This is a genomic window from Erwinia mallotivora (assembly GCF_000590885.1).
GTDB classification, from domain to species: Bacteria; Pseudomonadota; Gammaproteobacteria; order Enterobacterales; family Enterobacteriaceae; genus Erwinia; species Erwinia mallotivora.
The window spans coordinates 22,313-33,065 of sequence record NZ_JFHN01000025.1 but is presented as its reverse complement, the minus strand read 5'-3'; the positions used below and the strand labels follow the sequence as shown (position 1 = coordinate 33,065).

Here is a 10,753-nt window from a genome sequence, read left to right as displayed (position 1 = left end):
AGTTTCTGATTAAGTTCAGAAGCCTATTTTTATTATCAGGAAAGAATATGGACATCAGGATATCCGTCAGGGAAAAGCCAGGTTACAGACTCTTCAGTCAACTTCGTAAGAAGCAGGAGAATATCTCAGATATTCTCCTGGAGGGTATCATCCCAAAAATGGTTTTAACTTTACCTGGAAAAAACCTCAGCATTAATCACTCCTGGTGTTTTGTCATGCCAGCCAAAATCAAAAAGAAAAATTATTTCTGGCTGGGGGCTTTTTTACCGGAGGCCAGCACCTTTGAAATTAATTCGGTATTTGCACTCTATGTTTGTGTGTCATATCCAACACTTTGTGAAAACCTGCGATCTAATTTTCACGTTGCTTTCTGGCTCTCAAGGCTTCTGAATGGAACTCAGAGGCAGGAGGGCATTGTCAGTAACCGGGCTAACTTAAGTGAATGGATAAAAGCGTTACAGCGTTCTTATTCTCCCTTTTGGGAAAAATTACTGAATGAGCAATATAAATTCAGTAATCGTTCAGAATTGCTGCTTTCTGAACTGACTGATAATGAAGAAAAAATAAATAGCGACAATGGGGTTGAAATCATGCCATGGAAGGGTTGGCCGGGCTGTATTCAAACGGATATAAACGTATGGCTGTGGAGGCAAAGCAGGTATGGAAGAATAATCGACTCACAAAAAGTTTCATTGTAAATGTGGGGCAGAAATTTTTGCCTGATACTTTGAACATTTATTTCAGCAGGTATTGATATGTCTAGAACGATTACTCTGAGCAGTTCAGCAATGCCTCAGTTGCTGGGCGAGCCAGCTTTAGTCCTGACAAAACTTAAAGGTAAAGAAACCTACTCAACTTTATATACCTACACTCTTACCGTTAAGACACCAGCTAATCCTCTGATTCCCTGGCAGTCTGCTTCAAATGTAGATATTAAAGCATTAATTGGTAAGGAAATGACCGTCACTATCGAACTTGACGGTAACGGACTGGACGTACTGTTGGGCACCGGAAAAGGCACACGAGAGATTTCCGGTCTGGTCCAGCAGGCGCGTTTTGTGGGCAGGGATGCCAATCAGGCAATCTTTGATATTATTCTCCGGCCCTGGCTGTACCTGAGTGAGTTAACATCGGATTTTAAAATTTTCCAGCAAAAGACCGTAGTGGAAATAATTGAAGAGGTGCTTTCAGAATATAATTTCCCGGTTGAACAAAGGCTGACAGGCAGTTATCCCTCTCTGGATTTTCAGGTGCAGTATGGTGAAACAGACTTCAATTTCATTGAACGTTTGATGGAAGAGTGGGGAATTTACTGGTTTTATGAACATATTGATCAAAAGCATAAGCTGGTATTGGTCGATCACGTTGGCGCACATAAGAAATCCGCCAGCGAAGCTTATCAGATCATCCAGTACATGCCAGATGAACCCAAGGCAGATCAGGAATATATCAACAGCTTTGTCTCCCAGGAAACGATCGTTTCCGGTAAGTGGTACACCAATGATTATGACTTCACCAAATCACGTGCTGATATTTCGGCTATAGACAGTAAACCCCGCAAAACCAGTTTTAATGAGATGGAACTTTACCACTGGCCTGGTGATTACGATCAGTCCAATATTGGTGAGCAATTAGCCAAAATTCGTATTGAAGAGCGTGGCGCTGTTGGTTCTCGTGCGGTAGGGAAAGGTGAACTGAGAGGAATTGCCTGTGGTATTGTTTTTGAATTACAGGGATATCCGGTAGAAAAAGCCAATCGTGAATATATGGTTATCTCCAGTGAACTGGAAATTACTGAGATAAGTCAGGTAACAGGATTGGGCGAATTCAGTTATGAGAGTGAATTTACAGTTCAGCCCACTACCAAAATTTATCGTCATCCTCAGCTTGCCACCCGCCCTAAAACCAGTGGTCCCCAAACGGCAGTAGTGGTTGGGCCGCCAGGTGAAGAAGTCTGGACCGACACCTATGGTCGTATCAAAGTGCGCTTTCTGTGGGATCGTTACGGTACTAATCGCGAAACAGACTCCTGTTGGATCCGGGTTAGCCAGCCCTGGGCTGGGAACAACTTTGGCGGAATCTGTATTCCCCGCATTGGTCATGAAGTGATCGTTGATTTTATCAACGGCGATCCCGATCGTCCGATGGTTCTCGGAAGTCTTTATAACAATGTCACCATGCCTCCCTGGGATCTTCCCGAAAACGCCACGCAAAGTGGTCTGGTTAGCCGCACCATCGGAGGAGGGCGTACCAACTTCAACGGCATCCAGTTTGATGATAAGCCAGGCGAGGAGTATTACTGGGAACAGGCCGAACGTGATATGTCACGGCTGACGAAGCGTAATGAAGATCAGGTTATCGGTGAAAACTCGACGACAAAGATTGGGCTTACCAGAAGCACCTTTGTTGGAACCGATGACACCACAAATGTGGTCGGCAATCAGAGCCTGCTGGTTGGCGCAAACCAGTCAACCAACGTTGTTGGTAATAACAGCCTTCTTGTTGGGATAGGTCTGGCTATTCAGGTTGGTGCGTCGCAATCCGAGATTATTGGCGGAGCGAAAGGAATCAATGTTGGTGGCGCTTTTGCGACCAATGTTGGTGGTGCCTATACCCTGGCCGTGGGGGGGCCATGGCTGAGAATGTTGGTGGGGCATACAATCTGGCTGTTGGTGGATCTCATACCAATGCCATTGGTGGCCCGCATACGATGACCGTTGGTGGGCCTTTTGTCATGACCGCGGGTGGAAACCTTTGTATCACTGCCCCCAAAATCAAACTGGTGGCTAATCATATTGTTCTTCAGGGAGGACAAATCGATCTGAACCCCGGTGATTGCTGTGATTGCGGTGGCGGAGGTGGCGGCGGCGGAGGTGGTGGTGGTGGCGCTGGCGCGGTTCCCGGACTGCCCGGAATATCAGCGTTTGGTTTTGTCGGTATGGCTTTGCCATTGCCGGTATTGCCCACTACCGCACCCACTGAAGCACCCACTGAAGCACCCACTGAAGCACCAACAGAGGCACCAACAGAGGCACCAACCGAAGCGCCAACCGAAGCCCCAACCGAAGCGCCTACACCTGATCCAACGGGAAGCGCTGGGCCATCAGATGAGTAATAAAGTGCTGCTTCTGGTGGCAGTTTCTCGTCAGCCAGAATTGTCGTAGTGATGATGGAGTGGACAGCAGCCCTGTCCCACTCCACAAAAATAAGCTCTGATTTATTTTTCAATGGAATGAGGTGGGATATGTCACAAAATGCTGCCAGGTTGGGAGATGCGACGGGACATGGCGGAGCGCTGGTCAGTGGCTCTGGCAATGTTTTTATCAACGGATTGCCCGCAGGGGTCGTCGGAGTAAGCGTGGCCCCTTGTGCTTTGCTGCATGGCGCTGCGCCGGTTGCCTGCGGGTCTGGAACGGTATTTATTAACGGTTGTCCTGCGGCAAGGTTGGGTGATGTTACTGGCTGCGGTGCGCCAATTGTAAGTGGTTCTTGCGATGTATTTATAGGTAACTGAACAATGCAATTGTTAATGACCTGGCCAGATAATCAGCGCATCTTTCTTCTGTCAGCATCCTGTACTTTTGAAAATGCAGCTTGTTTCAATGTACAAAATGGAACATTCAGCCTGTCCGGACAGGAAGAGCAGGATGACGCTATTTATTTTTACAGCTCTACGGGGGGGGCAGTTATCTTAAATAATTGTGAAAAGTATATTTGCCGGGTTGATGATGTCGAAATACGTCATGGCCAGACCTGTATTTTACGATTTGGTGCTTTTATTCAGCTTGGCAATTTTACCTTTGAAGTCGGAAATGATGAATCTTCCGATCATGAGGATATGCTACACAATTTACTGAACGTGCATTATGAAGAGGAAAAAGACCATCTGATTATCCCGGAGGTAGAAGATATTTTACCCAATGGTGGTCATTATACGGGTGATTTGCGTTATTTCAGTGATGCAATGGAGAGTGCTGAAACCGAAACTGATGTTTTGAAGAAGCTTGAGCTTGAATATAAAAAATTTCTTATCTGGGGGGAGCAAAACAGAAAATTCTTTGATGACAGTCCTGAAATCAATAACAAACTTTCCGGAGATGATGATTACTTTGACGCCATCAGAGATGAAATGAAAACAAAAACACTGACAGAATGCATCGTTCCTGCCCCTTCACTTTTTGAGAAGGTTTGGAAGGAAATGAATATAACGGAATCTTATGACGAGTTATTGGGTGAGGAAGAAAAAACTGACATTCTGAAATCACTGGCCCCTGAAAATATCTCATCGAAAGAGAAAAAACACGTACCTGAATTAGTGTTTCATGATTTATATAAAACCGGGCTGGACAGCCTCTATTAATTAAAAAGGAAAATAATATGTCTGATGCACATGGTCTGGCTGAATTATTAAAATCCTCATCGCTGGAAAACATTATCAGCGATGTATTGTCGCAGGTGAAAGCAAAACCCGAAGATATTCAACTACGTAAGACATTATTCAAATTGTACTGCATTGAGGGATTATGGGAAAAAGCGTTAATGCAGATTCAGACCATTGAACTGATTGATGAACACTCACAGCAAGAAGCTGAGCTGTGCAAAAATCTGGTATTCAGTGAGCTGGTGCGGGAGAACGTACTGATGGGCACGCGTACCGCCGGATTACTTGATGATTCATCAACTGAGTGGATGACGTTACTTCTGGAAGCGAACAGATTGCACGCGGCGAATGAACCTGAACAGTCGGAAGCGCTGCGTAGTCAGGCATTTGAACTGGCGCCGGAGAGTGCCGGTGGCGGAGAGATGATCGGCGCTTTTAACTGGATAGCTGACAGTGACGGGCGAATCGGTCCGGTTTGCGAGTTTGTCAGTGCCGGTGGCTATCGTCAGGTTCCTTTCTCGCTGATTCAGATGATGAGTGTGGCGCAGCCCAGGGATTTACTGGATCTGGTGTGGGCTCCCGCTCATATCAAAGTCAATAATGAAATCTATTATGGCTATATTCCGGCTCGCTATCCGTTATCGCCGCAGGCTGACCAGAAGATAAAACTGGGTTTAATCACCGAATGGCAGCAGCAATCCGAACTTTTTTCCACCGGCATGGGGAGAAAAGTATTGATCACCGATCGTGGTGAGTTTTCATTACTGGAAGTCGCAGATGTCAGATTTGCGTGACGGAGCCAGCCGTGGAAAAAAAACTTCACTACCTGCCGACACTGTTTGAAAGACTTCTGGACGATGAGCCGCAAAAAAGCCAGGAGGCGCACGATGCCTTTTATTTTGACGCGAGAAAGATGCGTGCTGTGGTGCAAAATGATATCGCCAGTCTGTTGAACAATACGAATATTGAGGATCGCCTGGATGAACATCGCCATAAAGCCGTATGTGGTTCGGTGATGAATTACGGCATTGCCCCTTTTTCCGGGCAATATGCGAATCACCATAACTGGAACATTATTGAGAAAAGTATCAGGAATGCATTGCTGCGCTTTGAATCAAGAATTATTCCGGAATCGTTGCTGGTTCGCCCGTTAACAGACAAAGATCTGCTGGGTAAAAATGGTCAGGTGCTGTTTGAAATTCGTGGCTTAATTGAATGGCACCCGCAGCCCATCGATCTCTGCATCAACGGTGCTTATGATGTTGAAACCGCGAAAGTGGATTTGAAAAGTGTCTGAGGGCGGCTGACCGCCCCTTTGCATCTGCGCAGCACAGTGGTTAAATTAGGGCTTTATTGCCAGAATTCAGGAGTTGTTGTGCTGTCATCGCAAACCGTTAGTCTTGCCATTCCCCGCAACTGGGTTGACCTGTACGAAACCATCTGGAAGCCTGACTATTTCCCAAAATGGGCTACGGGACTGACTGCTTCCCCTCTGGTTCAGGAAGGCAATTACTGGAAATCGGCCGAATCGGGTCAAAACCTGAAAATCCGTTTTACCGACCACAATCCCTTTGGCGTGATGGATCACTACATTGACAGTGGTTCCGGCAGGGAGGTGTATATGCCAATGCGGGTGATTCCTAACGAGCAGGGGGCTGAGGTGTTAATTACCGTCTTCCGCCAGCCGTTGATGTCCGACGAGAAATTTGCCCAGGACATTGAAGCCGTGAAACGCGATTTGCAGACGCTGCATACGCTGTTGACCACCTGAATCTGGCGATAAGTTCACCTCAGTGAACGCTGGTAGAAAACTGACCCGCTCTGCCTGCCCTCTGCGCCAGCCATTTTTATATTTTTTTTACATCCACTCTCTGCTTTTTTACATCAACTTTGCACCCCGGCGGCAACAATATCGGCATCCTTAAGCGCCCCGGAGGTGTGTTGTGAGCATGGCCTTAATTGCCGGCATTGTGCTGGTGTTTCTGCTGTTGGGCTATCTGGTGTATGCCCTGATTAATGCGGAGGCGTTCTGATGGCCGCCAGCGCATTTTTGTTAATTGCCAGCTACATGGCTGTTCTGTTAATTCTTGCCAAACCATTAGGCAGCGGGCTGGCCCGACTGATTGATGATCGACCCTTACCTGGTCTGGCGGGTTTCGAATCTCTGCTGTGGCGTGTCAGCGGCGTCGAGAGTCAGCCAATGGACTGGCGTCGTTATCTGTTGGCAATCCTGCTGTTCAACCTGGGTGGAACTGTTCTGCTGATGGTGATGTTGATGGCGCAGGCCAGCCTGCCGCTTAATCCACAGCATCTGCCAAATCTCAGCTGGCATCTGGCACTGAATACCGCTATCAGCTTTGTGACTAATACCAACTGGCAGTCCTATGCGGGCGAGAGCACGCTGAGCTATTTCAGCCAGATGGTTGGCCTGACGGTGCAGAACTTTCTCTCTGCGGCAACCGGGATCGCCGTGGCCTTTGCTCTGATTCGGGGTTTTGCTAACCGCTCTCTCGGTACGCTGGGCAATGCCTGGCGCGACATGACGCGCGTCACCTTGTATGTGCTGCTGCCGCTCTCTCTGTTGATTGCACTGTTCTTTGTCAGCCAGGGCTCGCTGCAAAACTTTTCCGGCTATCTCGATTTAACCACGCTGGAAGGGGCGAAACAGACGCTGCCAATGGGGCCAGTCGCTTCGCAGGAAGCGATCAAAATGTTGGGAACCAATGGTGGTGGTTTCTTTAACGTCAACTCGGCTCATCCTTTTGAAAACCCGACCGCGTTAAGCAATGTGGTGCAGATGCTGGCGATCTTCCTGATCCCGGCTGCGCTCTGTTTTGCCTTTGGTGATGTGGTGAAAGATCGCCGCCAGGGCCATGCGCTGCTGTGGGCAATGTCGCTGATGTTTATTGCGGCGGTGGTCGTGGTGATGTGGGCTGAACTGCGTGGAAATCCACATTTCCTTGCTCTTGGCGCTGACAGTGCCAGCAATATGGAAGGTAAAGAGACGCGCTTCGGCATTCTTAACTCCAGCCTGTTTGCGGTGATCACCACGGCCGCCTCATGTGGTGCGGTAAACGCGATGCACGACTCATTCACCGCCCTGGGAGGCATGGTGCCAATGTGGTTGATCCAGATTGGCGAGGTGGTGTTCGGCGGTGTCGGTGCCGGTCTGTACGGCATGTTGCTGTTTGTGCTGCTGGCGGTGTTTATCGCCGGACTGATGATAGGCCGCACGCCGGAATATCTCGGTAAGAAGATTGACGTCTGGGAAATGAAAATGACCGCGCTGGCTATTCTCGTCACGCCCACGCTGGTTCTGCTGGGCACCGCGCTGGCAATGATGACCGATGCCGGACGTAGCGGGATGGCGAATCCTGGCATTCATGGTTTCAGTGAAGTGCTGTACGCCGTTTCCTCCGCCGCCAACAACAACGGCAGTGCCTTTGCCGGTCTGAGCGCAAACACACCGTTCTGGAACCTGCTGCTGGCGTTCTGCATGCTGGTCGGTCGCTTCGGCATCATCATCCCGGTGATGGCAATTGCCGGTTCGCTGGCGGTGAAAAAAATCCAGCCGGTTGGCAATGGCACCTTACCCACTCACGGCGTGCTTTTTATCGCGCTGCTGATTGGCACCGTGTTGCTGGTAGGTGCATTGACGTTTATTCCTGCTCTGGCCCTGGGGCCGGTGGCAGAACATCTGCAAATGTTCGGTCATTAATCGCCGGAGAAAAGAATCATGAGTCGTAATCAACAGGCGCTGTTTGATGGTGCGCTGATGCGGACAGCCGCCAGCGATGCGCTGAAAAAACTCAGCCCAAGCGTGCAGTTTCGCAATCCGGTGATGTTTGTGGTGTGGCTGGGTAGCATACTGACCTCACTGCTGGCTGTCGCGATGGCGATGGGCGAAACGCCTGGGAGTGCCGGTTTCACTGCCGCTATTTCGCTGTGGCTGTGGTTCACCGTGTTGTTCGCCAACTTTGCTGAGGCGCTGGCAGAAGGGCGCAGTAAGGCGCAGGCCAACAGCCTGAAAGGGGTACAGAAAACCAGTTACGCTAAAAAAATGGCCGCGCCGCATTATGGCAGTTCGCATCAGCAGGTGGCGGCAGATTCGCTGCGTAAAGGCGACGTGGTACTGGTGGAAGCGGGTGACATCATTCCCTGCGACGGTGAGGTGGTGGAAGGCGGCGCATCGGTAGATGAAAGCGCCATTACCGGCGAATCCGCACCGGTCATTCGTGAATCAGGCGGTGATTTCGCGTCGGTAACGGGCGGTACACGCATTCTTTCTGACTGGCTGGTGGTGCAGTGCAGCGTTAACCCCGGTGAAACCTTTCTTGACCGGATGATTGCGATGGTTGAGGGAGCCAAACGCCGCAAAACGCCGAACGAGATCGCCCTGACCATTCTGCTGGTGGCGTTGACCATTGTGTTTGTGCTGGCGACGGCGACGCTGTGGCCGTTCTCTGCATGGGGCGGCAATGCGGTCAGTATCACGGTGCTGGTGGCACTGCTGGTCTGTCTGATTCCGACCACCATCGGTGGCCTGCTGTCGGCTATCGGCGTTGCCGGGATGAGCCGGATGCTCGGCGCGAATGTCATCGCCACCAGTGGTCGTGCGGTTGAAGCCGCCGGAGACGTCGACGTGCTGATGCTGGATAAAACCGGCACCATTACCCTCGGCAACCGTCAGGCAACTCAGTTTCTGCCTGCCCCCGGCGTCAGCGATGAACAGCTGGCGGATGCGGCACAGCTGGCCTCGCTGGCTGATGAAACGCCGGAAGGTCGAAGCATTGTGGTGCTGGCGAAGCAGAAATTTAATCTGCGCGAGCGCGATTTAAACAGCATGGGCGCGACCTTTATCCCCTTCTCGGCACAAACCCGCATGAGCGGCGTAAACGTGCAGGAGCGGGTGATCCGCAAAGGGGCGGTGGATGCGGTACGCCGTCATATTGACAGCAATGGCGGCCAGTTCCCAACCCAGGTTAATCAGCTGGTTGAGCAGGTGGCACGCGCAGGTGGTACGCCGTTGGTGGTGTGTGACGGCCCGAAAGTGATGGGCGTGGTGGAGCTGAAAGACATCGTCAAAGGCGGCATTAAAGAGCGCTTTGCCGAACTGCGTAAGATGGGTATTAAAACCATCATGATCACCGGTGATAACCCGCTGACCGCCGCAGCTATTGCCGCCGAAGCGGGCGTCGATGATTTTCTCTCTGAAGCGACGCCTGAAGCCAAGCTGGCGCTGATCCGCCAGTATCAGGCAGAAGGGCGGCTGGTGGCGATGACCGGCGATGGCACCAACGATGCCCCCGCGCTGGCGCAGGCTGACGTGGCGGTAGCGATGAACTCCGGCACCCAGGCGGCAAAAGAGGCGGGCAACATGGTGGATCTGGACTCCAACCCCACCAAGCTGCTGGAGGTGGTCCACATCGGTAAACAGATGCTGATGACCCGTGGTTCGCTGACCACCTTCAGTATTGCCAACGATGTGGCGAAATACTTTGCCATTATTCCTGCCGCCTTTGCCGTCACCTACCCGCAACTGAATGCGTTGAATGTGATGCGCCTGCATTCGCCGGACTCGGCTATCCTGTCGGCAGTGATTTTCAACGCGCTGGTGATTGTGTTTCTGATCCCGCTGGCGTTAAAAGGCGTGAGCTATCGTCCGCTGAGTGCGGCAGCGCTGCTGCGGCGTAACCTGTGGATTTACGGTGTCGGTGGTTTGCTGGTGCCGTTTGTGGGCATCAAAATTATCGATATGCTGCTGACCGTAACCGGTTGGTTCTGAGGAAAACATCATGAGTCAGTTACGTCCCACCGTGATTTTGCTGCTGTTACTGTCAGTCATTACCGGTCTGATTTATCCTTTAGTCACCACCGCGCTGGCGCAGTGGTGGTTTCCGGCACAGGCTAATGGTTCGCTGCTGGAGATTGACGGCAAGCCGCGCGGCTCGGCGCTGATTGGGCAGAACTTCAGCCGTCCGGACTATTTTCAGACCAGACCGTCAGCCACCAGTGATGCTCCCTATAATCCGCTGGCTTCTTCCGGTAGCAATCTGGCCGGGAGCAACCCGGCTCTGGATGAGGCAGTGCGCCAGCGGGTGGCCGCCTTGCGTAAGGCAAATCCGCAGGCTGATACCGCCGTGCCGGTGGAGCTGGTGACCGCCTCCGGCAGCGGTCTTGACCCGCAGATTTCACCTGAAGCGGCAGTCTGGCAGGCTCCACGGGTGGCGGAAGCACGTAAGCTGCCACTGGCTGAGGTGAAGCGATTGATCGACGAGAACACCGCCGCGCCGGTTCCGGACTTTATCGGTGAGCCTGTGGTCAACGTGGTGAAGCTGAACATGGCACTTGATGCCATACGATAAGGTTCGC

The 10,753-nt window shown here is 51.1% G+C and carries 10 protein-coding genes and 1 pseudogene; all 11 read left to right on the top strand.

The genetic code is table 11. The annotated features are described in order from the left end of the window. Positions 1-47 precede the first annotated feature (47 nt). Positions 48-698, top strand: a complete 651-nt coding sequence (locus tag BG55_RS03995; RefSeq protein WP_034934553.1) for a hypothetical protein — start codon at positions 48-50, stop codon at positions 696-698. Positions 699-755: 57 nt separating this feature from the next. Next, positions 756-2,857: pseudogene (locus tag BG55_RS03990) on the top strand (type VI secretion system Vgr family protein); the annotation flags it as partial. Positions 2,858-3,244: 387 nt separating this feature from the next. Next, positions 3,245-3,514 carry a PAAR domain-containing protein gene (locus BG55_RS21710; protein ID WP_071994973.1) on the top strand — a complete coding sequence of 90 codons (270 nt, stop codon included), beginning with the start codon at positions 3,245-3,247 and terminating at the stop codon, positions 3,512-3,514. A gap of 3 nt (positions 3,515-3,517) precedes the next feature. Next, the gene (locus BG55_RS03980) at positions 3,518-4,360 is read left to right on the top strand and encodes a TagK domain-containing protein (RefSeq protein ID WP_034934547.1); all 843 of its coding nucleotides are present in this window, start codon (positions 3,518-3,520) and stop codon (positions 4,358-4,360) included. A gap of 17 nt (positions 4,361-4,377) precedes the next feature. After that, positions 4,378-5,175, top strand: a complete 798-nt coding sequence (locus tag BG55_RS03975) for a type VI secretion system accessory protein TagJ (protein ID WP_034934545.1) — start codon at positions 4,378-4,380, stop codon at positions 5,173-5,175. A gap of 11 nt (positions 5,176-5,186) precedes the next feature. Continuing rightward, entirely contained in the window at positions 5,187-5,678 is a 492-nt protein-coding gene (locus BG55_RS03970; protein WP_034934687.1) for a type VI secretion system baseplate subunit TssE, read from the top strand. Between the two features lie 78 nt (positions 5,679-5,756). Further along, a complete protein-coding gene (locus tag BG55_RS03965; RefSeq protein ID WP_034934542.1) occupies positions 5,757-6,152 on the top strand; it encodes a hypothetical protein in 396 nt (131 codons plus the stop codon). A 178-nt stretch (positions 6,153-6,330) separates the two neighbouring features. Continuing rightward, on the top strand, positions 6,331-6,414 hold the full coding sequence (gene kdpF, locus BG55_RS21705; RefSeq protein ID WP_071994970.1) for a K(+)-transporting ATPase subunit F: 84 nt from the start codon (positions 6,331-6,333) through the stop codon (positions 6,412-6,414). After that, a complete protein-coding gene (gene kdpA / locus BG55_RS03955; protein WP_034934540.1) occupies positions 6,414-8,099 on the top strand; it encodes a potassium-transporting ATPase subunit KdpA in 1,686 nt (561 codons plus the stop codon). The genes kdpF and kdpA overlap by 1 nt, the downstream gene beginning before the upstream one ends. An 18-nt stretch (positions 8,100-8,117) precedes the next feature. Beyond that, positions 8,118-10,166 (top strand): potassium-transporting ATPase subunit KdpB, encoded by a 2,049-nt coding sequence (gene kdpB / locus BG55_RS03950; RefSeq protein ID WP_034934538.1) that lies wholly within the window; start codon positions 8,118-8,120, stop codon positions 10,164-10,166. Between the two features lie 10 nt (positions 10,167-10,176). Then, complete coding sequence (gene kdpC / locus BG55_RS03945) at positions 10,177-10,746, top strand: potassium-transporting ATPase subunit KdpC (protein ID WP_034934536.1); 570 nt, start codon at positions 10,177-10,179, stop codon at positions 10,744-10,746. Positions 10,747-10,753 lie beyond the last annotated feature (7 nt).

What these genes read in the sequence shown, in the direction of transcription:
- kdpA (WP_034934540.1), top strand. Translation starts at nt 6,414, where the DNA reads ATGGCCGCCAGCGCATTTTTGTTAATTGCCAGCTACATGGCTGTTCTG.
- kdpC (WP_034934536.1), top strand. Translation starts at nt 10,177, where the DNA reads ATGAGTCAGTTACGTCCCACCGTGATTTTGCTGCTGTTACTGTCAGTC.
- BG55_RS03995 (WP_034934553.1), top strand. Translation starts at nt 48, where the DNA reads ATGGACATCAGGATATCCGTCAGGGAAAAGCCAGGTTACAGACTCTTC.
- kdpF (WP_071994970.1), top strand. Translation starts at nt 6,331, where the DNA reads ATGGCCTTAATTGCCGGCATTGTGCTGGTGTTTCTGCTGTTGGGCTAT.
- BG55_RS21710 (WP_071994973.1), top strand. Translation starts at nt 3,245, where the DNA reads ATGTCACAAAATGCTGCCAGGTTGGGAGATGCGACGGGACATGGCGGA.
- BG55_RS03975 (WP_034934545.1), top strand. Translation starts at nt 4,378, where the DNA reads ATGTCTGATGCACATGGTCTGGCTGAATTATTAAAATCCTCATCGCTG.
- kdpB (WP_034934538.1), top strand. Translation starts at nt 8,118, where the DNA reads ATGAGTCGTAATCAACAGGCGCTGTTTGATGGTGCGCTGATGCGGACA.
- BG55_RS03980 (WP_034934547.1), top strand. Translation starts at nt 3,518, where the DNA reads ATGCAATTGTTAATGACCTGGCCAGATAATCAGCGCATCTTTCTTCTG.